Origin of the sequence: Exiguobacterium sp. 9-2, from assembly GCF_036287235.1 — a bacterium.
GTDB lineage: Bacteria > Bacillota > Bacilli > Exiguobacteriales > Exiguobacteriaceae > Exiguobacterium_A.
Window position 1 is genome coordinate 915,771 of record NZ_CP142850.1, and the last position, 22,462, is coordinate 938,232.

Annotated in this window: 25 protein-coding genes; 20 read left to right on the forward strand and 5 right to left on the reverse strand. The window is 47.6% G+C overall.

Translation table 11 applies throughout. From position 1 onward, the window contains the following. Positions 1 to 7: 7 nt before the first annotated feature. On the forward strand, positions 8 to 1,354 hold the full coding sequence (gene gcvPA, locus VJ374_RS04720) for an aminomethyl-transferring glycine dehydrogenase subunit GcvPA (RefSeq protein WP_133207975.1): 1,347 nt from the start codon (positions 8 to 10) through the stop codon (positions 1,352 to 1,354). Continuing rightward, positions 1,347 to 2,816, forward strand: a complete 1,470-nt coding sequence (gene gcvPB, locus VJ374_RS04725; RefSeq protein WP_035409117.1) for an aminomethyl-transferring glycine dehydrogenase subunit GcvPB — start codon at positions 1,347 to 1,349, stop codon at positions 2,814 to 2,816. Before gcvPA ends, gcvPB begins: the two co-directional genes overlap by 8 nt. 64 nt (positions 2,817 to 2,880) lie before the next feature. On the opposite strand, the gene VJ374_RS04730 is transcribed toward gcvPB, so the two are convergent. After that, a complete protein-coding gene (locus tag VJ374_RS04730; protein ID WP_035409116.1) occupies positions 2,881 to 3,261 on the reverse strand; it encodes a rhodanese-like domain-containing protein in 381 nt (126 codons plus the stop codon). 138 nt (positions 3,262 to 3,399) lie between these two features. Between VJ374_RS04730 and VJ374_RS04735 the strand changes: the two genes are divergently transcribed. The 3 genes from VJ374_RS04735 (at position 3,400) to hpt (ending at position 5,353) form a co-directional block, all read left to right on the forward strand. Further along, positions 3,400 to 4,230, forward strand: a complete 831-nt coding sequence (locus VJ374_RS04735) for a lipoate--protein ligase family protein (RefSeq protein WP_035409114.1) — start codon at positions 3,400 to 3,402, stop codon at positions 4,228 to 4,230. Positions 4,231 to 4,254: 24 nt separating this feature from the next. After that, positions 4,255 to 4,677: a transcriptional regulator MntR gene (gene mntR / locus VJ374_RS04740; protein WP_035398709.1), complete on the forward strand. Its 423-nt coding sequence runs from the start codon at positions 4,255 to 4,257 to the stop codon at positions 4,675 to 4,677. A gap of 148 nt (positions 4,678 to 4,825) precedes the next feature. Further along, positions 4,826 to 5,353, forward strand: a complete 528-nt coding sequence (gene hpt, locus VJ374_RS04745) for a hypoxanthine phosphoribosyltransferase (RefSeq protein WP_035409112.1) — start codon at positions 4,826 to 4,828, stop codon at positions 5,351 to 5,353. 56 nt (positions 5,354 to 5,409) lie between these two features. Here hpt and VJ374_RS04750 read toward each other — a convergent pair whose 3' ends face one another. Together VJ374_RS04750 and VJ374_RS04755 are read right to left on the reverse strand one after the other, a co-directional pair. Continuing rightward, positions 5,410 to 5,811, reverse strand: coding sequence for an SA1362 family protein (locus VJ374_RS04750; protein WP_329470339.1), 402 nt, complete (start codon positions 5,809 to 5,811; stop codon positions 5,410 to 5,412). A gap of 20 nt (positions 5,812 to 5,831) precedes the next feature. Continuing rightward, on the reverse strand, positions 5,832 to 6,764 hold the full coding sequence (locus VJ374_RS04755; protein ID WP_290773365.1) for a DUF1385 domain-containing protein: 933 nt from the start codon (positions 6,762 to 6,764) through the stop codon (positions 5,832 to 5,834). A 156-nt stretch (positions 6,765 to 6,920) separates the two neighbouring features. On the opposite strand from VJ374_RS04755, the gene aroQ reads away from it, so the two are divergent. From aroQ to spo0A, 15 genes are all read left to right on the forward strand, one after another. After that, complete coding sequence (gene aroQ, locus VJ374_RS04760) at positions 6,921 to 7,349, forward strand: type II 3-dehydroquinate dehydratase (RefSeq protein WP_035409105.1); 429 nt, start codon at positions 6,921 to 6,923, stop codon at positions 7,347 to 7,349. A 14-nt stretch (positions 7,350 to 7,363) separates the two neighbouring features. Beyond that, positions 7,364 to 8,428 (forward strand): M24 family metallopeptidase, encoded by a 1,065-nt coding sequence (locus VJ374_RS04765; RefSeq protein WP_035409103.1) that lies wholly within the window; start codon positions 7,364 to 7,366, stop codon positions 8,426 to 8,428. A 35-nt stretch (positions 8,429 to 8,463) separates the two neighbouring features. Next, positions 8,464 to 9,030, forward strand: a complete 567-nt coding sequence (gene efp / locus VJ374_RS04770) for an elongation factor P (protein WP_023467577.1) — start codon at positions 8,464 to 8,466, stop codon at positions 9,028 to 9,030. Between the two features lie 168 nt (positions 9,031 to 9,198). After that, complete coding sequence (gene accB / locus VJ374_RS04775; RefSeq protein ID WP_035409101.1) at positions 9,199 to 9,648, forward strand: acetyl-CoA carboxylase biotin carboxyl carrier protein; 450 nt, start codon at positions 9,199 to 9,201, stop codon at positions 9,646 to 9,648. A 15-nt stretch (positions 9,649 to 9,663) separates the two neighbouring features. Then, the gene (gene accC, locus VJ374_RS04780; RefSeq protein ID WP_035409099.1) at positions 9,664 to 11,016 is read left to right on the forward strand and encodes an acetyl-CoA carboxylase biotin carboxylase subunit; all 1,353 of its coding nucleotides are present in this window, start codon (positions 9,664 to 9,666) and stop codon (positions 11,014 to 11,016) included. A 123-nt stretch (positions 11,017 to 11,139) separates the two neighbouring features. Next, positions 11,140 to 11,541: a transcription antitermination factor NusB gene (gene nusB, locus VJ374_RS04785; protein WP_035409747.1), complete on the forward strand. Its 402-nt coding sequence runs from the start codon at positions 11,140 to 11,142 to the stop codon at positions 11,539 to 11,541. A gap of 71 nt (positions 11,542 to 11,612) precedes the next feature. After that, a complete protein-coding gene (folD, locus tag VJ374_RS04790; RefSeq protein WP_081780391.1) occupies positions 11,613 to 12,446 on the forward strand; it encodes a bifunctional methylenetetrahydrofolate dehydrogenase/methenyltetrahydrofolate cyclohydrolase FolD in 834 nt (277 codons plus the stop codon). After that, on the forward strand, positions 12,443 to 13,765 hold the full coding sequence (gene xseA, locus VJ374_RS04795) for an exodeoxyribonuclease VII large subunit (protein WP_329470344.1): 1,323 nt from the start codon (positions 12,443 to 12,445) through the stop codon (positions 13,763 to 13,765). Before folD ends, xseA begins: the two co-directional genes overlap by 4 nt. Positions 13,766 to 13,767: 2 nt before the next feature. Further along, a complete protein-coding gene (gene xseB, locus VJ374_RS04800) occupies positions 13,768 to 13,989 on the forward strand; it encodes an exodeoxyribonuclease VII small subunit (protein ID WP_023467583.1) in 222 nt (73 codons plus the stop codon). Beyond that, positions 13,986 to 14,855: a polyprenyl synthetase family protein gene (locus VJ374_RS04805; RefSeq protein WP_329470346.1), complete on the forward strand. Its 870-nt coding sequence runs from the start codon at positions 13,986 to 13,988 to the stop codon at positions 14,853 to 14,855. Before xseB ends, VJ374_RS04805 begins: the two co-directional genes overlap by 4 nt. Positions 14,856 to 14,973: 118 nt before the next feature. Beyond that, complete coding sequence (gene dxs / locus VJ374_RS04810; protein WP_056060225.1) at positions 14,974 to 16,860, forward strand: 1-deoxy-D-xylulose-5-phosphate synthase; 1,887 nt, start codon at positions 14,974 to 14,976, stop codon at positions 16,858 to 16,860. Between the two features lie 6 nt (positions 16,861 to 16,866). Beyond that, positions 16,867 to 17,673 carry a TlyA family RNA methyltransferase gene (locus VJ374_RS04815; protein WP_214855083.1) on the forward strand — a complete coding sequence of 269 codons (807 nt, stop codon included), beginning with the start codon at positions 16,867 to 16,869 and terminating at the stop codon, positions 17,671 to 17,673. Positions 17,674 to 17,827: 154 nt separating this feature from the next. Next, entirely contained in the window at positions 17,828 to 18,277 is a 450-nt protein-coding gene (gene ahrC / locus VJ374_RS04820; RefSeq protein ID WP_035409088.1) for a transcriptional regulator AhrC/ArgR, read from the forward strand. A gap of 12 nt (positions 18,278 to 18,289) precedes the next feature. Then, on the forward strand, positions 18,290 to 19,996 hold the full coding sequence (gene recN / locus VJ374_RS04825; protein ID WP_290748949.1) for a DNA repair protein RecN: 1,707 nt from the start codon (positions 18,290 to 18,292) through the stop codon (positions 19,994 to 19,996). A 3-nt stretch (positions 19,997 to 19,999) separates the two neighbouring features. Further along, the gene (gene spo0A / locus VJ374_RS04830; protein WP_035409083.1) at positions 20,000 to 20,722 is read left to right on the forward strand and encodes a sporulation transcription factor Spo0A; all 723 of its coding nucleotides are present in this window, start codon (positions 20,000 to 20,002) and stop codon (positions 20,720 to 20,722) included. Positions 20,723 to 20,878: 156 nt separating this feature from the next. Here the strand turns inward: spo0A and VJ374_RS04835 are convergent, their stop codons facing one another. Both VJ374_RS04835 and VJ374_RS04840 read right to left on the reverse strand, forming a co-directional pair. Then, positions 20,879 to 21,463: a dihydrofolate reductase family protein gene (locus VJ374_RS04835; RefSeq protein WP_329470349.1), complete on the reverse strand. Its 585-nt coding sequence runs from the start codon at positions 21,461 to 21,463 to the stop codon at positions 20,879 to 20,881. Positions 21,464 to 22,138: 675 nt separating this feature from the next. Beyond that, positions 22,139 to 22,393 carry a DUF2627 family protein gene (locus tag VJ374_RS04840; protein WP_023467590.1) on the reverse strand — a complete coding sequence of 85 codons (255 nt, stop codon included), beginning with the start codon at positions 22,391 to 22,393 and terminating at the stop codon, positions 22,139 to 22,141. Positions 22,394 to 22,462: the final 69 nt, after the last annotated feature.

The following is a 22,462-nucleotide window of genomic DNA, read 5'->3' on the forward strand; positions in this document are numbered from 1 at the left end:
TATTTCTATGGATTTTCGTTATTTACCAATGACAGCAGAAGATGAGCAGGCGATGTTACAGACGATCGGTGCAGCATCGATCGAAGATTTACTTGCTGATATCCCGGCATCCGTCCGTGATAACGGTACATTGGAAGAAGTCGGTGTGCCACTTCCGGAAACGGACTTGATTCGGACGCTATCGAAGCTTGCCGACCAAAACATGAATACGAAACAATATCCATCGTTCCTTGGCGCAGGCATCTATGATCATTATGCACCTGCTGTCGTCAACCATATGTTACTGCGCTCAGAGTTTTACACTGCCTATACACCATATCAGCCAGAGATTTCGCAAGGTGAGCTGCAAGCGATTTTTGAATTCCAATCGATGATTTGTGAATTGACAGGGATGGACGTCGCGAACTCGTCGATGTATGACGGTATTACGGCGTTAGCGGAAGCGGCTATGCTTGCGTGTGCCCATACGAAGAAAAAGACGATCGTTCTTTCAGACGGCGTTCACCCGGAAGCGCACGATGTCGTTCGGACGTATGCGAACGGTCCAGGACTAAACGTCGAGACGTTGGCGCTTGAGCAAGGTGTCACACGGATCGATCAACTCGATGCAATCGAAGACGTTGCCTGTGTCATCGTACAGTATCCGAACTTCTACGGTCGTGTCGAAGAACTACAAGCATTGGCCGATGCGACTCATGCTCGTGGTGCGCTGTTCATCGTCTCTGCGAATCCACTGGCACTCGGTATCTTAGAAGCACCAGGTAAACTTGGCGCTGACATAACGATCGGAGACTGCCAACCGTTCGGAATTCCACAAAGTTTTGGTGGACCGACGTGTGGTTATTTCACGACGACAAAAGCGTTGATGCGTAAGATTCCGGGACGTCTCGTTGGGCAGACCGTCGATGAGAATGGGAAACGCGGTTTCGTTCTGACGTTACAAGCACGTGAACAACACATTCGCCGTGACAAGGCGACATCTAACATCTGTTCGAACCAAGCGTTGAATGCACTCGCTGCTTCGATTGCGATGAGTGCACTCGGAAAACGGGGAATCCGAGAACTCGCGACACGCAACTTGCAAACGGCACATGCCTTAAAACAAAAGCTGAAACAGGCTGGCTTTACGATCGTTGACGATGGACCGAGCTTCAATGAATTCGTCGTTACGCTACCGATCGATGCAACACGTGCGAGTCAACAATTGCTCGATCACGGGATCATCGGCGGTTTGCCGTTAGGCGCTTATGACGCGGCACGTCAGAATGAAATGCTTGTTTGTGCAACGGAATTACGGACGAATGAAGAGTTGGATCAATTCGTGACAGCGTTAGGGGGACTCACACATGAATGAGCAAACATTGATCTTTGAAATTTCTAAACCGGGTCGTATCGCCTATAGCTTACCGTTACCGACTGTCGATGAGGTGGCAGTAGAAGAATTGTTACCGACCTCGATGTTACGGAAGGAAGACGTGGCACTACCGGAAGTATCTGAACTGGATCTCGTCCGTCACTACACGGCACTTTCGAACCGTAACCATGGTGTGGATTCTGGATTCTATCCACTTGGTTCATGTACGATGAAATACAATCCGAAAATCAATGAAGATATGGCGCGCCTCCCTGGGTTTGCACACATTCACCCGCTTCAACCAGTCGAAAGTGTTCAAGGGGCACTCGGTTTGATGTATGATCTGCAAGAAAAACTCGCGGTCATCACAGGAATGGATGAAGTGACGCTCCAGCCGGCGGCGGGAGCACACGGTGAGTGGACAGGCTTGATGTTGATTAAGGCCTACCACCATGCACGTGGTGACTTTAAACGGACGAAAGTCCTCGTACCGGACTCGGCACACGGAACGAACCCGGCATCGGCATCAGTCGCTGGATTTGATACCGTGACGGTCTTATCGGATGAACGTGGTCTCGTTGATCTAGCAGACTTAAAGAAAAAAGTCGGTGACGATACAGCGGCACTCATGTTGACGAATCCCAACACGCTCGGTTTGTTTGAGTCGGATATCGTCGAAATCGCACAAGCGGTTCACGAGGCGGGTGGAAAACTGTACTATGATGGTGCGAACTCGAATGCGATCATGGGCATTGCTCGTCCAGGGGACATGGGCTTTGATGTCGTCCACTTGAACTTGCATAAGACGTTCACAGGACCGCACGGTGGCGGCGGACCAGGATCGGGTCCAGTAGGGGTCAAACAAGATTTGATTCCGTATTTACCGAAACCAATCGTCCGCAAAGAAGAAGAGCGTTATGTCCTCGACTACGATCGCCCGGAAGCGATCGGTCGCGTCAAACCATTCTACGGTAACTTCGGCATCAACGTTCGTGCCTATAGCTATATTCGGACGATGGGTGGGGCAGGTCTCGCTCGCGTCTCGAAAGAAGCGGTCTTGAATGCGAACTATATGTTGGCTCGTCTCAAAGGTGCGTATGACGCGCCATACGACGTCTATTGCAAGCACGAATTCGTCTTGTCGGGTAAACGTCAAAAAGCATTAGGTGTCCGGACGCTTGATATCGCTAAACGTCTGCTTGACTTTGGATACCATCCACCAACGATCTACTTCCCGTTGAACGTCGAGGAGTGTATCATGATCGAACCGACGGAAACGGAATCGAAAGAAACACTCGACGCCTTCTGTGATGCGATGCTCCAGATTGCAAAAGAGGTCGAAGAGACACCGGATGTCGTTTTGAACGCCCCACACACGACGGTCGTCAAACGGATGGACGAGACACTTGCTGCTCGCAAGCCCGTCTTACGCTATGAACCAAAACAAGAAGTACATGTATAAGCAAGAACCATAAAAAAAGGATCTCTCCTTCCGGAGGGATCCTTTTTTTGCGATGAACGAAGCATCAGCTCCGTTTGATTTTTCCTGACCACTGCTTGAATCCGCCTTTTAATTGATACAGATTCGTATAGCCTGCTTTTTTCAAAACTTTTGCAGCTTGTGAAGAACGCATGCTACCTTGACAGTACAAGTAAATCGGCATATCTTTCCGTAATTCCTTCGAGCGCATCTTCATTTGGCTGACCGGGATATTACGAGCACCAACGATGTGTCCACCTTTGAATTCCTGTGTCTCGCGGACATCGACGATTTGTGCTTTGCGATAGTTCGCACGGAATTCTTCCTGTGACAATTTCGTGATACCTTTGACCGGCATGAAACGCCAAGCGATGTAGGCGATCAGCGCGACCCATAGTACGATCGTAACGATAGTTCCAGTTTCCATATTCGACTTCCAACCCCTTCGTTCGTTTAACCTCTGTTTCATTATAGTCAACGAAATCGATTTCGGCAATCGACTCGTGATTGCGCGACCGAGAAAGGGTTTGATACACTAATACGGAAACGTTTTGGGGGTGCTGAAGTGAACAGAGAGTGGCAAGTATTGACGACGCCGGCAATGGAGCCGGCAATGAACATGGCAATCGATGAAGCATTAATTCAGTTCGTCGGGCGGGGGGAGATCGCACCGACGCTTCGTTTTTACTCATGGGAACCACGTGGATTAAGTATTGGTCATTTCCAACGAGCAACCCGTGATATCGATCGAAAGCGGATCGCGGAGCTCGGCATTCCGATCGTGCGTCGGATGACAGGAGGGCGAGCTGTCTTGCATGCAGACGAGTTGACATACAGTATCGTCATCCCTGAAGATACGGAAGGGTTACCACGCACGGTCATCGAAAGTTACCGAATGTTGACGGAAGGGATTCGCAAGGGATACCATCACCTCGGCATTCCAGTCGAATTTTCAGTTCCATTGACGGAAGAGGAAAAAGAAGAATTACGGAAGCCAAAATCGGCTGTCTGTTTTGATGCAGCATCGTATTATGAACTCGCTGTCGGTAAACGAAAAGTCGCCGGAAGTGCACAAGTCCGTCATCAAGGCGTCGTCTTACAGCATGGTTCTGTTCCACTCTCTGTTGATGAAGGCGAACTGTTTGATTGCTTCTTGTACGATGATGAGTCGACGCGCGAGCGGATGAAGGCTCGTTTTTCAGGAAAGGCTGTCGCTCTGAACGAGTTAGCAGGTCGCGCTGTAGCATTTGACGAAGTAAGAGGAGCGTTCACGAAAGGGTTTGAAGAAGCACTTGATTTGTCGTTCGTTCCGTTGACATTCACTAGTGAGCAGTGGCAGGAGATTGAGCGTCTTGCCGAGAAATACCGTAGTGATGAGTGGAACTGGAAACGCTAATGAATGAAATGGGAAGGTGATGTCGTGCCAACTCCGAGTATGGAAGATTATTTGGAACAAATTTATAAGTTGATTGAAGATAAGGGATATGCCCGTGTATCGGATATTGCGGAGTCATTAGGTGTACATCCTTCGTCTGTGACGAAGATGGTACAAAAGCTCGACCGCGAGACCTATCTCGTTTATGAAAAATATCGGGGGCTCATGTTGACGCCTAAAGGACGTAAGATTGGGAAGCGTCTTGTAGAACGACATGCATTGCTTGAAGATTTTCTTCGTCTTGTTGGTGTGGATGAGGAATTGATTTACAAGGATGTCGAAGGAATCGAACACCATATTAGCATCGAAGCATTGGATAAAATCAATGGGATGATTCAGTTCTTTGCGGAACGTCCTGGTCTGAAAGAAGAGTTACATCGTTATCAACAAGCCCATCCAGAGGATTGAGGCTTGTTTTTTTATATAATTTCTTATTAGATACACTTAAACACGAACAATCCATTATAATTTCATGGTAAAGTACGCATTATGAGGTAGATATGCTATACTGATCCTGAAAATGGACGAAGGGGGTGACGGGTGTTCGCACCTTGTCATGGAAATCACGATTAAAGAAAAGTTAGTGTCGGAATCACAACTGAAAGAAAAAGTTCGTGAGTTAGCACAGCAGATCGAAGCAGATGCGGCAGGACGTCAAATCGTTCTCGTCGTCGTATTGAAAGGATCGATGGTTTTTGCTGCGGATTTGATGCGCGAAATCAAAGGAAGCGTCCAAATTGATACGGTCGCGTGCTCTTCTTATGGTACAAAGACCGTTTCTTCAGGTCGTGTTCAATTGAAGAAGGACCTCGATCTCGATGTTCAAGGAAAATATGTCGTCGTCATCGAAGATATCATTGATACAGGACGGACGCTTCATTTCCTATGTGATCATATGAAATTGCATCAGCCAGGCGTCCTGAAGGTGTGTACGTTACTTGATAAACCGGCACGTCGTGAAGTAGAACTCGATGCGGACTATGTCGGGTTCGAGATTCCGGATTACTTTGTTGTCGGGTACGGGATTGATTGTGCTGAAGAATACCGCAATCTTCCTTACATCGGTTGGGTCGAAACGGAGTGAAAAATAAGGAGGTTCGTCATAGGCGACGAACCTCCTTAATTAATATGCTTTCAACATTAAAAAGCACGTTTTTTCTTTTTGCCTTTTTTTCCTTCAATGACCGTCAGATGAGGCGCTTTCGAACGATCACGTAACGGTCTGACTTTATTCGATGCAGGTGCTTTCGAAGACTTGACTGGTTTTTTCTTGAAGTCTGTCCGGCGAACAGAATTCGAAGGACCATGCATTTTTTTGGATTGAGCGACCGATTTACGGTACTGTGCGTTCGTACCGTTTCCGACGCTTCGACTACGAGTCAGGAACTTAAAGAGTAAGAAGATGATCCCGGCAGTAATGCCGAAGAACAGCAATTGTGAAAACAGACTACTTGGATTATTGACGAGTTTATATCCAAAGCCGACAAAAGCGAACAGTAACACGACGAGTGCGAATGTAGAACCAATGCGTTGTCTGATCATAATATCACCCCTGTTATCGATTAACCCAGTGCATTCTCATGTAGGTTATGTTCCTGTTTTTCTAAGGCTTCAAACGCATAAATCGCAACCTCAATTTGAGCATCATCCGGTTCTTTCGTCGTCAAGTACTGTAACCATAGACCAGGCAAGGCGATAACACGAAGTCCTTTGATATGTTGTGCTTTATTCGTTAGCTGTAAGACTTCAAATGAGAGACCGATGACGACCGGTAATAAAGCAATCCGGCAGACGAGACGCAACCAAAGCGGATCTGTTGGGACGATCAAGTAGACGAAAAAACCGACGATGACGGTGAAAATCAAGAAACTCGAGCCACACCGGTAATGGAGTCGACTGCTAACACGAACGTTTTCGACGGTGAGTGGACGTCCGGACTCGACACAGTTAATGACTTTATGCTCAGCGCCATGGTACTGAAAGAGTCGTTTTACGAGTGGAGTCAAAGAAATCACGTAGAGATAACTAAATAGTAACGTTAATTTAATCACTGCTTCGATGATGTTTTGAACGACATGTCCCGATAAGAGCGGAAACACATCAAACAAAGACGCAAGGAAAGCAGGTAATAGCGTAAAGAGTAATTTCCCAAAGAAAAAGGAAAGAATTCCGACGACAGCCACTCCGAGCCATTTCGTCAATGGACTAGCCGTTGACTCTTCTGGTTCTTCTTCACCGGGTTTGACGCCGTAGCGATCACTTGCGAAATTCATGTGACTTGCGCCATTCGCTGAAGATTCCATTAATGCAAAGAGACCGCGCAGGAGTGGAATTCGTTTTCCTTTGGCGATTCGTGGTCGAATCGGTTTTTGTTGTGCAAACGTCTCAATCGACGAATCATTTCGACGAATCGCAGAGACCGCATGGGTCGCATTTTGGAACATGACGCCCTCGACGATGGCTTGACCACCGACCGGCGGATTAGTCGTTTTCATAATAGAACGCATCCTGTCTTCATTAAAATTAGGTGTATCGTCAGTGTACTTGATTTACGACAAAAAAACTATGTTCGACTCGTCAAAACGAGGTAATCTTTAGGAGTCGGAAATCGGGTTATGATACAATGAAAAAGAATTCGAGGAGGTGTTTTTTTGCGTGTCTTGATTTTAAACGGACCAAACTTGAATTTACTCGGAACACGCGAACCGGATACATACGGAACGGCAACGTTAGCTGATTTAGAACACGAGCTTCGCGCTTATTTTCCGAACATTCAGTTTCGGTTCGAGCAATCGAACCATGAAGGACGACTGATTGATGTTCTTCACGAGGAACGAGGGGCGGACGGCATCGTCTTCAATGCGGCTGCCTACACGCATACGAGTATCGCGTTACGTGACGCGATTGCTGCAATCGAAGCACCCGTCATAGAGGTCCATCTATCGAATGTCCATTCACGTGAATCCTTCCGGCATCATTCGATGATCGCACCAGTCTGCAAGGGGGTCATCGCTGGACTTGGCATGACGGGATATCGTCTGGCAACAGAAGCACTCCAAGCTTTACAACAATCGGAATAAGGGGGAAATCAATCATGAAACAACGGATCGAGGCGTTACAAGCAGCTTTAAAGGAACGGGACCTTCCAGGATTACTCGTCACGAAAGCAGAGAACATTCGTTATATTTCCGGCTTCACAGGTTCAAGCGGTGCATGTCTCGTAACAGAAGAGCAAGCGTACTTCGTGACGGATTTCCGTTACACGGAGCAAGCGGCAGACCAAGTCAAAGGAATGGAAATCGTCCAAATTGAACGTTCGATTCCAGAGACAATGGGTGAATTGATGGCAGGGGCACGGGTTCGCGCGGTCGGCGTCGAAAAAGATGCGATGACACTCGGTGCTTTTGAAGCGTATGATCAAGCTTCTTCGATCGAACTCGTTCCGACGACGGGAATCATCGAAAACCTACGCTTGATTAAGGATTCATCAGAGATTAAGATGATTAAGGAAGCGGTGGAGCTCGCAGATGCGACCTTCCAGCATATCTTGACGTACATTCAACCAGGACGGACGGAACTTGAAGTATCAAATGAACTAGAATTCTTCATGCGTAAGCATGGAGCGACGTCTTCTTCTTTCGATACGATCGTTGCATCGGGCTATCGTTCTGCCTTGCCGCACGGTGTTGCCAGTTCGAAGGTCATTGCGACAGGCGAACTTGTCACGCTTGATTTTGGGGCGCTTCTGAACGGTTATGTTTCAGATATCACACGGACTGTAGCAGTCGGTCCGATCAATGCTGAATTGCAGAAAATCTACGATACAGTCTTACAAGCGCAACTAGCGGGTGTTGATGGTTTAAAACCAGGTATTACAGGGATCGAAGCGGACGCATTGACGCGTGATATCATCAAAGAAGCAGGATACGGCGAGTACTTCGGTCACTCGACGGGACACGGCATTGGTCTAGAAGTACATGAAGGACCTGGTCTATCTTTCCGCTCTGAGACGAAACTTGAACCGGGCATGATCGTCACGGTCGAACCAGGTATCTACGTGCCGCAAGTCGGCGGATGCCGAATTGAAGATGACGTCTTGATCACGGAAACAGGTCGAGAAATTCTTTCGTCTTCACCAAAAGAACTGATCACTCTCTAATTCAGAGTGACGGGACATTTTAGGAGGAACCATTCATGGTATCAGTAAACGATTTAAAAACAGGATTAACGATCAAAACTTCAGACGGTATGATTTGGCAAGTACTTGAATTCCAACATGTTAAACCAGGTAAAGGGGCAGCGTTCGTTCGGACGAAAATGCGTAATATCCGTAACGGGAACATCCAAGAGATGACATTCCGCGGCGGTGAGCGTGTCGAGCGTGCGCACATCGAGCGTAACAAGATGCAATACCTCTACCCAATGGGTGAGACATATGTCTTCATGGATACAGAATCTTACGAGCAGTTGGAATTGACGACGGCACAAGTCGAAGCAGCTCTTCCATACTTGCTTGAAAACATGGAAGTTCAAATCGCTGTTTATAACGGCGAAATCCTCGGTCTTGAATTACCTAACACGGTCGTCATGACGATCGTTGAAGCGGAGCCGGGCGTTAAAGGCGATACAGCTTCGAACGTCAAGAAAAACGCGACAGTAGAGACGGGACACATCATTCAAGTGCCACTCTTCATCGAAGCGGGCGAAAAAGTAACGGTTGATACACGTACAGGTGATTTCACAGGTCGTTACAACGGATAAGAACGAAACGACAAGACGTCTTTCACCTTTTGTTAGGTCGAGAGGCGTCTTTTTTCATCCAGCGTGACTTGCATCCGATGGTATGACCAGTTAATATAAGTATTTGAGTAGGCATTAGCACCTGGTATAATAATTGTGAATACAGCATAGATGGGGGAAGAATGACAGATGAAAATCGATCAGTTGAAACAAGTACTCGAAATGCTCGATCAGTCGAGTGTAAACGAACTCACACTTGAGACGGATACGTATAAATTGGAGTTAAAGAAACAAGGAGAGACGGTAACGGTCTCACACCAAGCACCCGCTGCACCGGTAGCAACACCTGCTCCTGTGAAACAAACAGCAGCACCTGTTGAAGAAGAAGCAGTCGCTGACGATACGATCACAATCAATGCGTTAATGGTCGGGACGTTCTATTCTCGTCCAAATCCGGATAAACCGGCATACGTCAAAGTCGGGGATCAGATCGAAGTCGGTCAAGTCGTTTGTGTCCTTGAAGCAATGAAACTCTTCAATAACTTAAACTCGGAAGTATCTGGAACGGTCGTCGAGATTCTTGTCGCCGATGGAGATCTCGTTGAATTTGGTCAACCACTCTTCCGGATCCGTCCGTAAGCGGGGGTGAACAGCATGGAAAAATTATTGATTGCCAACCGTGGAGAAATTGCCGTCCGCATCATTCGAGCGGCAAAGGAACTTGGAATACAAACCGTTGCTGTCTACTCGACGGCGGATAAGGAAGCGTTACACGTTCGCTTAGCAGATGAGGCATATTGCATCGGTGAAGCAAGTTCTGCTTCATCCTACTTAAACGTTACGAACATCCTTGCGATCGCAACAAATCGTCAAGTCACGATGATCCACCCGGGTTATGGTTTCTTAGCTGAGAACGTCGATTTTGCCGAGATGTGTGAAGCGTGTGGGATTAAGTTCGTTGGTCCGACGTCGGATGCGATTCGTCAGATGGGGATCAAGGATGTCGCGAAAAAGACGATGATCGAATGCGGAGTACCCGTCGTGCCTGGTTCAGATGGAACGGTCACAGACGAAGAAGCGGTCGCACTGGCGCAAGAAATCGGTTATCCGGTCATCATCAAAGCGACAGCAGGTGGCGGTGGTAAAGGGATTCGGGTCGCTCGTTCGGAAGAAGAGTTGATCAATGGTCTAAGTGAGACGCGCCGTGAAGCGAAACAAGCCTTCGGAAACGGAGACGTATACTTAGAGCGCTTCATCGAAGAATTCCGCCATGTCGAGGTACAGGTGCTTGCTGACCGTCATGGCAATGTCATTCACCTCGGGGAACGAGATTGTACCGTTCAACGCCGGATGCAGAAACTGATTGAGGAAGCACCATCTCCTGCGGTCAGTGAAGCAACACGGTTGAAGATGGGCGAGGCTGCTGTAAAAGCAGCAAAAGCGATTCAGTATACGGGAGCTGGAACGATCGAATTCATCTTCGTCGAAGAGACGGAAGAATTCTTCTTCATGGAGATGAACACGCGCATTCAAGTGGAACATCCAGTAACGGAGATGATCACAGGGTTCGATCTCGTTCAAGCACAACTCCAAGTCGCGCTCGATCATCCACTTGCCGTTAAACAAAAGGATATCAAGTTCCATGGTCATTCGATTGAGTGCCGGATCAATGCCGAAGATCCAGACCATGATTTCCGTCCGTCTGCTGGACGTGTCACACAATATGTGACACCGGGCGGAATGGGCGTGCGCATCGATAGCGCGGTCTATCCAGGGTATATGATTCCACCATACTATGACTCGATGGTTGCAAAGTTGATCGTTCATGCAGAAACACGGGAAGAAGCATGCGCGAAAATGGAACGTGCGCTAGCTGAATTTTGGATCGAAGGTGTTAAAACGACGATCCCGTTCCACGAACGGGTTCTCAGTCACCCGGTATTCCGTCGTGGTACATTTACGACGAAATTCGCAGAGCGTGAGTTAAAAGGTACGATCGTAAACTGAATCAGGACGGGAGTTTGTGCGACGAACTCCCGTCTTTTTTTGGCGTTCTCTATGTTTTTTAAAAGAGGAATGTGCTAAACTAACTGATTGAGAACGACAAAAAAAGGAGCACGCAAAATCATGATGAAACGACACATGGCACGCGAACTCGCAGTCCAATCTTTGTTCCAAATGGAACTTTCGGATCTGACTGCACAAGAGGCCATTGAATTCGCGGTAGAAGGTAAGGAATACGATACATTCGTCGAGCAATTGGTGAACGGTGTCGAAACGAACAAAGAAACAATTGATCAGCATATTCGAGAAGCACTCGTCAACTGGTCGTTCGAGCGACTTGGAAACATCGAGCGGACGATTCTTCGCTTAGCCGTCTATGAATTGTTGTTCGAAACGAACATTCCGGTTCGAGTAACGATTAACGAAGCCATCGAATTGACGAAGGCGTTCGCAGATGAAGAAGCAACGAAAATTGTGAACGGTGTTCTTGGTAAAGTGGCACAAGGCGTCGTCAAAGAAAATTCATAAACCGATTTAAAACCGAATAGAGACAAACAGACAGAAGAGTGAATCGAACTTTTTGGGGGAGTGGACAAATCATGGCAGTAGTAATCGATGGAAAACAGGTAGCCCATTCATATCGTATGAAGCTGAAAGAAGAAGTCGCACGTCTGAAAGAACAGCGGATTCAACCGCAATTGACTGTCATCTTGATTGGTGAAGATCCAGCTAGTCAATCTTATGTACGCGGAAAAGAGAAGGCAGCGAAGGAAATCGGAATGGATTCAGAGTTGATCCGACTTCCGGCAGAAACAACGGAATCAGAACTCCTTCATTTGATTGAACGCCTGAACGTAGATGCGAGTGTCCACGGGATTCTCGTTCAATTGCCGTTGCCAGACCATATTGATGAGAGCAAGGTCATTTTTGCGATTTCTCCTGAAAAGGACGTCGATGGCTTCCATCCTGTCTCTGTCGGGAAGATGATGATTGGTGAACCGACATTTTTACCATGTACACCAAATGGTATTCTCCATCTCGTAAAAGAGATGAATGTACCGATCGCGGGTCAGCACGTCGTTGTCGTCGGACGGAGTCAAATCGTCGGAAAACCCGTCGGTATGTTGTTCTTGAATGAATCGGCTACCGTTTCATACTGTCATTCAAAAACTGCAGACCTCGGTGCGATGACACGCCAAGCGGATATCTTGATCGTCGCAGTCGGTGTACCGAAGCTGATTACTGCAGATATGGTGAAACCGGATGCTGTCGTCATTGACGTCGGTGTCAACCGTGTCGATGGTAAACTCGTCGGTGATGTTGATTTTGATACGGTACAAGACGTTGCATCGATGATTACACCTGTTCCGGGTGGCGTTGGTCCAATGACGATCACGATGTTACTGCATAACACGATCGAGGCCGCGCAATGAGTGAACCTCTTCACGTTTCCGATTTAGTCCACTATGTCAAACGTGAACTAGAAGGTGACGCCCTTCTACAACAAGTCCAGGTGGTGGGAGAAGTGTCGAACTTTAAACGACACTCTTCCGGTCACCTTTATTTTACGTTGAAGGACGAACAGTCACGGATGAAAGCCGTCATGTTTGCTCGGGATGCGAGTCGGGTCAAGACAGACATACGCGACGGCATGCGTGTCGTCGTCACGGCACGCTTATCTGTCTACGTCTCTTCTGGAGAAATGCAACTCTATGTCGAACGGATGACGGAAGATGGTGTGGGCGCGTTATACGAGGCGTTTTCTCGCCTGAAAATAGATCTTGAAGAACGTGGTTGGTTTGATCCTGCGATCAAACAACCGTTGCCTGCTTTTCCGGATCGGATCGGGATCATCACATCGCCAAAAGGAGCGGCGCTTCATGACATTGCAACGACACTCCGGCGTCGTTATCCGCAAGCAGCCATCGTCTTCGCGCCGGTTCTTGTACAAGGAGCAGACGCGGCACCCCAAATCAGTCGTGCTATTCAACTGATGAACGAGCATGCTGCCTGTGATGTGTTGATCATTGGTCGTGGTGGCGGTTCGATCGAAGAGTTGTGGGCATTCAATGAAATGTCTGTCGTGACAGCCGTGTTTGAATCACGTATCCCAATCGTCTCTGCTGTCGGACATGAGACTGATTTTACGATCAGTGATTTCGTCGCCGACGTTCGTGCTGCTACACCAACAGCGGCGGCAGAACTTGTCACTCCGGAAGCAGAGGCACTCGTCCGTCGTGTCCAGGATGTAGAGCGACGTTTGGAACGAACGTATACACAACTCCTTAAGAGTAAACAGGAGCAAGTGACACGTCTAGCCGCGAGTTACGGTCTTAAATCGCCACGTGTTTTACTCGGACTAAAGCAGGAACAACTGGACCGGACGGAAATGTTGCTCCAAAAAGAGATGCAGTATATCGTGACTCAAAACCGACAGCAGGTGGAGCGTCTTCACGCACGTTTAATGCGAATACCAGTACGTGATCGATTCGTACAACAACGAGCAACGATTGAACAGTCGCGTCGTCGACTCGAAATCGTGCGTCGGCTTTTGCAATCGAAACAACAACAAGTGCGTCATGTGCTCGCGCGACTCGACTCCGTCAGTCCGACGCATGTCCTGATGCGCGGCTATACGTATGTCGAACAGGATGGACAAATTGTTCGTTCCGCGAAGGCATTAACAGCGTCTTCGTTCGATATCCGATTCCATGATGGAACGATTCGTGCCAAACGAGAGGATGGGGAGTAAGGATGGAGACGGAACAATCTTTTGAAGAAGCACTAGAACGACTAGAAGAGATCGTCACGTTACTCGAAGAGGGCGAAGCTCCGCTAGAACAAGCGATGGCTCTTTATGAAGAGGGCGTCAAATTGACAGCTCTTTGCCAAGGAAAGTTATCCGTTGCTGAGAAAAAACTCGATCAGATCCTGGAGCAAGATGGTACGCTGCGGGAAAAAGGAGGAGCACAATGATTGCCTTGCATGAATGGAAGACACAAGTCGAAAACAAAATGGCAGAGTTCATGGAGCGACTCGATGCACCCGACCGTTTACGTGACTCAATGCGGTATTCACTTGATGCTGGTGGGAAACGGATTCGTCCGGCCTTGATTTATGCAGTACTCGATGCCTTTTCAATCGACCGCTCAAAAGGAGATGCTACTGCTGCGGCACTTGAGATGATTCATACATATTCGCTGATTCATGATGACCTTCCAGCAATGGACGATGATGATCTCCGTAGAGGTCGTCCGACGAATCATATTGCTTTTGATGAAGCGACAGCGATTTTAGCAGGGGACGCATTGCTCACGAACGCATTCAGCTGCCTCCTTGAGACACCAGCTTCGCCAGAAGTGAAGCTTGCGCTCGTCGAACGATTAGCGGCGGCGGCAGGAGCTTCTGGTATGGTCGGCGGACAACTCGATGATATGCTCGGTGAGCGTGGTGGCATAAATGATGTAGCGAAGCTAGAATCGATTCATCGTCGAAAAACAGGAGCACTTCTCGTCTTTGCGGTCGAAGCAGGCGGGTTGCTCGCCGCAGTTAGTCCGACAGATCTTGAGCACCTGCATCAATATGGTCGCCATCTCGGCATTGCTTTTCAAATTCAAGATGACATCTTAGACGTGACAGGAGATGCTGAAAAAATCGGCAAGCCGGTTGGTAGCGATGAAGAAAATGAAAAAGCGACGTATCCGAAACTCCTCGGTCTTGAAGGTGCGAAACGTGCACTGACAGCTCAGGTAGAAGCAGCAGAACAGGCGATTGAAGCACTATCGGTCGAAGCGACGACACTTAAGGAACTGCTAGACTTCGTGGTCAAGCGTGACCATTAAGCAGGACGACGCATCGTGCGTCGTCTTTTTCTATGCTGACAATGGCGCTCGATAGATTGTTCTAGTACAATGTAGGGTACAAACCCTATAAGATTGTAAGGAAAAGAGGCGGTAAGGTATGAAATTGACAGAAATACAGGATCCGTCATTTTTAAAGCGTATGTCGGTCTCCGAACTCGAAGTTTTCGCAGGCGATATTCGACGCTTTTTGATTGAAGAATTAGCGACGACAGGTGGGCACTTGGCACCGAATCTTGGAGTCGTCGAGTTAACGCTTGCACTGCATCGTGAATTTGACAGTCCAAATGACAAGTTCGTCTGGGACGTCGGACACCAAGCCTATGTGCACAAGATTCTCACAGGACGCGCGAGCCAGTTTGATACGCTCCGTCAGCATAAAGGACTTTGTGGATTTCCGAAACGCAATGAAAGCGTGCATGACGTCTGGGAGACAGGGCATAGCTCGACGTCCTTGTCAGCAGCAATGGGGATTGCTGTTTCAAACGAATTGAGCGGTAAGGATGACCGCGCAGTCGCGATCATCGGTGACGGGGCGTTAACAGGCGGTATGGCCCTCGAAGCATTGAATCACATCGGAGCAGAGCAACAAAACGTCATCGTCATCTTAAATGATAACGAGATGTCGATTGCACCAAACGTCGGTGCGATGCATCAAATGCTAGGACGGATTCGTTCATCGCGAAAAGTACGTTTTGCGCAAGACGAGCTTGAAGCATTGATCAAAAAGATTCCGGTCATTGGCGGACGTTTGGAAAAAGGAAGCGAGAAATTGAAAGAAGCCGTCAAGGGAGCGCTCGTTCCTGGGATGTTCTTTGAAGAACTTGGTTTCAACTATTACGGTCCGGTCGATGGACACGATCTTAATGATTTGATCGAACAGCTCAATTACGTGAAAAAAGAAGAAGGACCTGTCCTGCTTCATGTCATCACAAAAAAAGGGAAAGGTTATCGTCCGGCAGAGTTTGACGGGGTCGGTACATGGCACGGTCTTGGACCATACAAGATGGAGTCCGGCGAAGTCATCAAAGGAAAATCAAAAGCACCAAGTTATTCCTTTACGGTAGCGGATACCTTGACGAAGATGGCACGCGACGATGAAAAGCTGACGTTGATCACACCAGCGATGAGTGTTGGCTCAAAACTCGATTGTTTTGAAAAAGAATTCCCAGAGCGGATGTTTGACGTTGGGATCGCGGAACAACATGCTGTCACGTTCGCAGCTGGTCAAGCGACGCAAGGCATGAAACCCGTTGTATCAATCTACTCGACGTTCTTCCAGCGCGCATACGATCAACTCGTGCATGACGTGGCCCGTCAAAATCTGGACGTAACGTTTACGATTGACCGATCAGGTCTTGTTGGAGCAGATGGAGAGACACACCAAGGGGTCTTCGATATTGCTTTCATGCGCCACGTGCCGAATATTCGAATCGTCATGGCAAAGGATGAGAATGAACTACAGCACTTGCTCTATTCAGCTGTTAAATACGAAGGACCAATCGCCGTTCGTTTCCCGCGTGGCGAAGGACTTGGTGTACCAATGGATGAGACATTGCATGAAATTTCGCTCGATACGTGGGAAGTTGAACGTGAAGGAACAGATGTCGCCATCCTTGCATTCGGACCACAAGTGCAAGACGCGCTCAAAATCGCAGATCTCTTAGCAGGCGAATTATCAGTTCGTGTCATCAATGCCCGGACGATCAAACCGCTTGATGAGAAGATGCTGAACGCTCTTTACGCAGAGGGAATTCCACTTGTGACACTGGAAGAAGCCGTCCTAAAAGGTGGATTCGGATCAGCTGTCCTTGAGCATGCGAACGAGCAGGAAGCATTCCCACGCGTCAAACGCTTCGGTATTCCGGATTGGTATATCGAGCACGGCGGTGTGAATGAGTTGCTGGAAGAAATTGGACTATTACCTGGACAAATCGCAGAAGAAGTACGCGCTTTCGTCAATCAAGGAAAGAAACAGAGTGTGTGACGATTCATGGAAAATGTAAAGAAAATCCGCCTCGACGTTCTTCTCGTCGAGCGCGGTTTGTTTGAAACGCGTGAAAAAGCGAAACGGTCGATCATGGCTGGACTCGTCTTTAGTGGCACGGAACGATTGGAGAAGGCCGGTGAAAAGGTCAAGTCCGATATCGATTTGCACGTTAAAGGTCAGTTGATGCCTTATGTGGGGCGTGGTGGCTTTAAGATGGAAAAGGCACTTCAAGTATTCGATTTTGATGTCACGGGTAAAACAGGTCTCGATATCGGATCGTCGACAGGTGGTTTTACCGACTGCTCCTTACAAAATGGGGCAGCACATATGTATGCACTTGATGTCGGTTCCAATCAGCTGGACTGGAAGCTGCGCTCGGATGACCGCGTGACGGTGATGGAAAAAACGAACTTCCGGCATGCGACACCAGACATGTTCCCTGTCGCGCCGCAGTTTGCGACGATCGATGTCTCGTTCATTTCATTACGTTTGATGCTTCCGCCATTGAAGATGATCCTCGTTGAAGGAGGAGACGTCATGGCGCTCGTCAAACCGCAATTCGAAGCAGGTCGTGAGGATATCGGTAAAAAAGGCATCGTGCGTGACGAGCGGATTCATGTCCGAGTTCTCGATGAGATGATCGAATTCTTCATTCAACAAGGGTTCTATGTCAAGCAGCTCGACTATTCTCCGATTACCGGTGGAGAGGGCAACATTGAGTTCTTGTTGCATGCACGCCTTGGTCAACCAGGGCTTGATCCGTCCGTTCATGCGGCGGAGACGGTCAAGCTAGCGCATGCTAGTCTTTAAACGAACAGATGATAACGAAGACGGATCCGGTTCATGGGTCCGTCTTCCTTGTTGTGTGGCACGATGAAAACCGGATAATAAAATGGCAAACGTGGACTTTTGATGATTTATTGGATTACAATAGTAACATCGAAGAATACTGTGAGGTGCAGGAATGACAAAGGGGCAACGGTTGATTAAGATTCGGGAGATCATCACCCAATCAGAAGTAGAAACCCAGGATGAATTGGTAGAGGAATTACGGAATGCAGGATATAAGGTGACACAGGCAACGGTATCACGAGATATCAAGGAACTCCATCTCGTGAAGGTCCCGTTGAATGATGGACGTTATAAATATAGCTTACCCGCCGACCAACGCTTCAACCCACTCGGGAAATTGCGGCGTCTGCTCGGAGATAGCTTCATCTCGATTGATTCTGCTCAAAATCTGATTGTCATGCATGTCCTGCCGGGAAATGCGAATGCAGTCGCTGTCTTACTAGACCATTTGAGCTGGAGCGAACTGCTTGGAACGGTGTGTGGGGACGATACGATCCTATTGATTGCACGAAGTGAGGGACAAGCGAAAGAAGTGACGGAACGAATTTTAGAAATGCTGTAAGGAGTTGACAGGATGCTAGCTGAATTATCGATCAAACAATTTGCGATCATTGACGAGCTACAGATCGACTTTAAAAAAGGAATGACCGTCTTGACTGGGGAAACAGGTGCCGGTAAATCGATCGTTCTCGATGCGATCGGATTATTAATTGGTGGACGTGGATCCGCGGAATTCGTTCGATACGGGGAAGATCGGGCGGAACTAGAAGGATTGTTTCTGATTGAAGACGACCATCTCGTCTATGATCTTGCAGAAGAGTATGGCATCGATATCGAAGACGGATTGATCATCTTGCGACGTGATCTGTTCGCGACAGGAAAAAGTGTCTGTCGCGTCAACAATAAGCTGGTCACACTAACGATTTTACGTGAGTTCGGACGTGTCCTCGTCGATATGCACGGGCAACATGAACATCAGCATTTAATGGACAGTACGTACCATCAAGCGATTCTCGATGACTTCGCGCAAGAGGCGATCGCGCCACTCCTTCAAGCCTATCAGTCCGGTTATCAAACGTATGAAGAAAAACGGACGGCGCTACAATCGCTCGCACAAAGCGAGCAAGAACTCGCCCAACGGATCGACTTGTTATCGTTTCAGACCGAAGAGATCGAGGGCGCAAAACTTCGAGCACATGAGGAAGATGAGTTACTCGTCGAGCGGAATCGTCTTGCGAACTTCGAGAAGTTATATGCGTCGTTGAAGACAGCCTATGACGCCTTACACGATGAGATGCGCGGCATCGATTCCGTTGGAGACGCGATGCGTGAACTACAACAAGCATCAAGCATCGACGAACAGTTTTCTCAGCAAAGTGACGCGATCGCAAGCGCCTTTTATGGACTAGAAGAAGTCGGTTATGCCATTCGAGATCAACTCGAAACACTTGAGTTCGATTCCAATCGACTCGATGAGATCGAACAACGTTTGTCCGTCTTCCAACAGCTGAAACGAAAATACGGGGCGACGATTGAGGAAGTCATTGCTTACGGTGAGAAAATTCGGATTGAACTCGATACGATGACAAATCGAGATGAACGAATTGAACGCTTAAAAATCGAAGTCGAACAGCTCGAAAGCGAATTGTTTGAAATTGGAGGTCGACTCTCACAACAGCGTCGCAAAGCGGCAGTTCAATTAAGTGAAGCGATTCATTTGGAGTTGCGTGAGCTTTACATGGAGAAGGCGCGGTTTGAAATTCGTTTTCTTCAAGACGGAAAGACACCGATGCTACGCAAGAACGGGATCGACCATGTGGAATTCTTCATCATGACGAATGCGGGAGAGCCATTCAAGTCGCTCGGAAAAGTTGCATCGGGCGGGGAATTATCTCGTATCATGCTTGGACTGAAGTCGATCTTCTCGCGCTCGGTCGGAGTCGCCTCAATCATATTCGATGAAGTCGATACGGGTGTCTCGGGTCGTGTTGCACAAGCGATGGCAGAAAAAATCTATCGTTTGTCGGTAGACGGACAAGTGCTTTGTATTACGCACTTACCACAAGTCGCTTCGATGGCGGATCAACATCTCTATATTCGAAAGATTGAGGAGACGGATCGTACGACGACCCAAGTCAACGTCTTGTCTCAAGCAGATCGAGGGAACGAACTTGGACGGATGATTTCCGGTGCCCATATGACGGATTTGACATTACGGCATGCCGAGGAATTGATGGATCAGGCGAAGACGATGAAAGAATCGCTTAAAAATGGGGTGTAAGGATTGATTAAAGTCGGGATAGCAGATGATAATCGCGAAATGGTCGAACTGATTCGCCAGCATATCTCTGCGCAAGAAGACATGGAAGTCGTTTGCGTCGCCTACAATGGCGAGAGTTGTCTCGAACGCATGAAAGAACATGAGGTGGATGTATTGCTCCTCGACATCATCATGCCTCATTTAGATGGGCTTGGTGTGCTCGAAGAATTGATGAAGAAAAAGAAGAATCCTGCTGTCATCATGTTGAGTGCTTTCGGTAAGGACGAGGTCTCACAACAGGCGGTCACCCTTGGAGCATCATACTTCTTACTTAAACCGTTCAGCATGGATCAGCTCGTTCAAAAAATTCGTCTCGTGACGAATCAAGGACAAGCTCCGGCGATCGAAACGATTGATCTAAAAGTCGGCTCGACGCTTCGAGAAGTGGGGATCGCTCCGCATATCAAAGGGTTTACGTATTTAAAAGACGCTGTCTTAATGGTGCTTGAACGGGAAGATCTACTCGGATTGATCACAAAGGAACTCTATCCGACGATTGCGAAAAAACATCAAACAACAGCTTCTCGCGTCGAACGAGCGATGCGTCATGCCATCAAGTCCGCCTGGAACGAAGGAATGCAGCAACACGAGTTGTTTAACGGTCGGATCGAACAAGAGAAGAGTCCAAAGAACTCTGAATTCATCTCGTATGTATCGAGTCATATGAATCAAGAACAATCCGGTTGAAGCCATATACCATCTAATTCATAAAAGGCGCCAGACTGAAGATAAAGTGCAGTTTTTCTCTTGACGAGAAAGATTGCACTTTTTTTGTCCATCTCGAATCGCTACGCTTCTTTCCTCTTTCTTTCTGGTAAAAGGCAGAATCTAAACGATAACGGTTTATATTTGATTCTTATTTCGTTCATAGCGAATGATTGACACTCCGTTATCAAACGTGTGTTGTTCCATGACGTTCCAAGTGAGGGGAACCATTCTTTGATCGGGAAAGAGACGCTTACCGGAACCGATGATGACAGGATAATGGATCAAGCGAAGCTCATCGATCAAATCCGCTTGATAAAGTGTATGAACGAGTTCACTACTGCCCCAGATATGAAACGGTGGGCCATCCTGTTGTTTCAAAAGCTTTAGTTCAGAAGTCGGATGCTTCAAACAAGTTGTCGGCTGCCAAAGGACAGGTAGTGCATGACGCGTAGCGACATACTTCATGGCATGATCGGCAATCGGCCAGACATCTGAGTGGAGTGGCCAATAACTTGCCCATTGTTCGTAAGTCGCTCGACCGAGCAACAGAGAGCAGTCCTCATGCATCCATCCGCGAATGACTTGACCGATCTCAGGATGTTGAAAAGGAACGGTCCAGCCACCATGTTCGAAATCGTTGTTTACATCCTCCTCCTTTCCACTCGGTGCTTGAACGACACCATCTAAAGATAGATGTTCGAATACGATGACTTTTCGCATACAAGATCTCCTTTCGAATGCACTCTTTCTACAGCATACGGTAGAGGTCAAAAAAAATAAAAGCGTTTGCAAATAAATATTGCATAAACTGAAATGTTTGTTATAATAAAGGTACCAAATGATTTGGCAAGACGTCAGATGAACGTCGAGTCGGCGAGGACTCCGGAAATCCCGTTGATGAATATCATCTCAGAACGCCAACTGTAAATGGCTCAAGAATGCCGGACGACATTCTCTTGGTAGAAGTCGTACCAAGGTATCTTGTTCATTCTAGATGGGAAATCTCGAATGAATGGGAGCTTCCATGATTTCGAAGCTAGGGAAAAGTGGAAGGTAACGGATCGTCTAAAATGAAAAGTACAGTTCGTGAAAAGGAGTGTTGTCTAGCAGTGATTGTTAGCAACCGAATGTTTGACTGCTTCAAGCGGATGACATTACGCTCCACCTAGGTCCCGAGTACAGTCAGATGATGGAACTGAAATACCATTCTATCGTTAGCTCGATAGCCAGATCTGATTTCTTTCCACCTCTTCATTAAGAGGAACACCTAAGGTTTTGGAGTACACGAATAGTTCTAACTATGAGAGGAGTTCATCCGTAAGTGAAACCAATTTTATACGAGTAAAAGGTCCCGCGCTTGAAATGAGTTCAAGAGATGGGGACCTTTTTCTGTGTTTATTTTTTTTGATAGCGGTCGGAGACTTTTCCACGTTTTCGATCGCGATAAAAGACATATCCTGCGACAAATCCAATACCACCCATCGCAAGAATCAACCCAACGAGACCTTGCAATACATATACGTAAGCCGCATCGCCTAAGTATTTAAACGGCACTTGCGCAATTAGAAAGACACTGTCGCGCATGAGCTTAATACCAATCGCGCCGATGATGCCGGGGATTAATAATGAGAGCAAACCAATGATACGCATAGGACGCCACTCCTTTCCAAGCGTATTGTATCAAAAAATCGATCGTTCTGCGAATCGGGTTTGCTTCCC

Excerpts from the sequence above, each read along its gene's own strand:
- VJ374_RS04840 (WP_023467590.1), bottom strand. The coding sequence starts at position 22,393 with ATGCGTATCATTGGTTTGCTCTCATTATTAATCCCCGGCATCATCGGC.
- gcvPA (WP_133207975.1), top strand. The coding sequence starts at position 8 with ATGGATTTTCGTTATTTACCAATGACAGCAGAAGATGAGCAGGCGATG.
- dxs (WP_056060225.1), top strand. The coding sequence starts at position 14,974 with ATGAAATTGACAGAAATACAGGATCCGTCATTTTTAAAGCGTATGTCG.
- xseB (WP_023467583.1), top strand. The coding sequence starts at position 13,768 with ATGGAGACGGAACAATCTTTTGAAGAAGCACTAGAACGACTAGAAGAG.
- gcvPB (WP_035409117.1), top strand. The coding sequence starts at position 1,347 with ATGAATGAGCAAACATTGATCTTTGAAATTTCTAAACCGGGTCGTATC.
- accC (WP_035409099.1), top strand. The coding sequence starts at position 9,664 with ATGGAAAAATTATTGATTGCCAACCGTGGAGAAATTGCCGTCCGCATC.
- efp (WP_023467577.1), top strand. The coding sequence starts at position 8,464 with ATGGTATCAGTAAACGATTTAAAAACAGGATTAACGATCAAAACTTCA.
- accB (WP_035409101.1), top strand. The coding sequence starts at position 9,199 with ATGAAAATCGATCAGTTGAAACAAGTACTCGAAATGCTCGATCAGTCG.
- VJ374_RS04765 (WP_035409103.1), top strand. The coding sequence starts at position 7,364 with ATGAAACAACGGATCGAGGCGTTACAAGCAGCTTTAAAGGAACGGGAC.
- hpt (WP_035409112.1), top strand. The coding sequence starts at position 4,826 with ATGGAAATCACGATTAAAGAAAAGTTAGTGTCGGAATCACAACTGAAA.
- VJ374_RS04835 (WP_329470349.1), bottom strand. The coding sequence starts at position 21,463 with ATGCGAAAAGTCATCGTATTCGAACATCTATCTTTAGATGGTGTCGTT.
- recN (WP_290748949.1), top strand. The coding sequence starts at position 18,290 with ATGCTAGCTGAATTATCGATCAAACAATTTGCGATCATTGACGAGCTA.
- VJ374_RS04755 (WP_290773365.1), bottom strand. The coding sequence starts at position 6,764 with ATGAAAACGACTAATCCGCCGGTCGGTGGTCAAGCCATCGTCGAGGGC.
- VJ374_RS04815 (WP_214855083.1), top strand. The coding sequence starts at position 16,867 with ATGGAAAATGTAAAGAAAATCCGCCTCGACGTTCTTCTCGTCGAGCGC.
- ahrC (WP_035409088.1), top strand. The coding sequence starts at position 17,828 with ATGACAAAGGGGCAACGGTTGATTAAGATTCGGGAGATCATCACCCAA.
- xseA (WP_329470344.1), top strand. The coding sequence starts at position 12,443 with ATGAGTGAACCTCTTCACGTTTCCGATTTAGTCCACTATGTCAAACGT.
- VJ374_RS04730 (WP_035409116.1), bottom strand. The coding sequence starts at position 3,261 with ATGGAAACTGGAACTATCGTTACGATCGTACTATGGGTCGCGCTGATC.
- VJ374_RS04750 (WP_329470339.1), bottom strand. The coding sequence starts at position 5,811 with ATGATCAGACAACGCATTGGTTCTACATTCGCACTCGTCGTGTTACTG.
- folD (WP_081780391.1), top strand. The coding sequence starts at position 11,613 with ATGGCAGTAGTAATCGATGGAAAACAGGTAGCCCATTCATATCGTATG.
- VJ374_RS04805 (WP_329470346.1), top strand. The coding sequence starts at position 13,986 with ATGATTGCCTTGCATGAATGGAAGACACAAGTCGAAAACAAAATGGCA.
- nusB (WP_035409747.1), top strand. The coding sequence starts at position 11,140 with ATGAAACGACACATGGCACGCGAACTCGCAGTCCAATCTTTGTTCCAA.